This is a genomic window from Lysobacter sp. TAB13, from assembly GCF_052113885.1.
Lineage (GTDB): Bacteria > Pseudomonadota > Gammaproteobacteria > Xanthomonadales > Xanthomonadaceae > Lysobacter > Lysobacter gummosus.
Map to the genome: position 1 here is coordinate 1 of NZ_JBFRDR010000175.1, position 471 is coordinate 471.

Sequence of the window (471 nt, forward strand, 5' to 3'; positions counted from 1 at the left end):
GGGGAGGAAACTGGGGCTACCGCATCCCGGATGAGCAGAGACGGTTCGCCCATGAACTGATCGACCGGGCGGACATTGCCGTCATTCACGGCCATTCATCGCATCACCCCAAAGCCATCGAAATCTACAGGAATCGGCTGATTCTTTATGGCTGCGGCGATTTCCTGAACGATTATGAAGGCATCCGGGGCCACGAGAAATTCCGGCCCGACCTGGCGGTGATGTATATTGCCACTCGCGAGCCCGGGAACGCGGATCTGCTCGCGCTCGAGCTTGTACCGTTTCGGATCCGCAGCTTCCGGCTCGCACGGCCCGCAGAGAAGGACGTTGCTTGGTTGCAGCAGACACTGGACCGGGAGAGTCGGCCGTTTGGTACGCGCATCGGGCCGGCGTCACGAGGCAGGCTCGTGTTATCCTGGCCGACACCATGAAGTGAGCGCCTCCGATGCCGGCGGACTTGCGGGATTGCGG

General features: G+C 61.6%; 1 protein-coding gene. It reads left to right on the top strand.

The window, feature by feature from the left end:
* Window positions 1–431, top strand: a 431-nt coding sequence (locus AB4Y92_RS25680; RefSeq protein WP_441822187.1) for a CapA family protein, incomplete at its 5' end; no start/stop codon positions are given.
* Window positions 432–471: the final 40 nt, after the last annotated feature.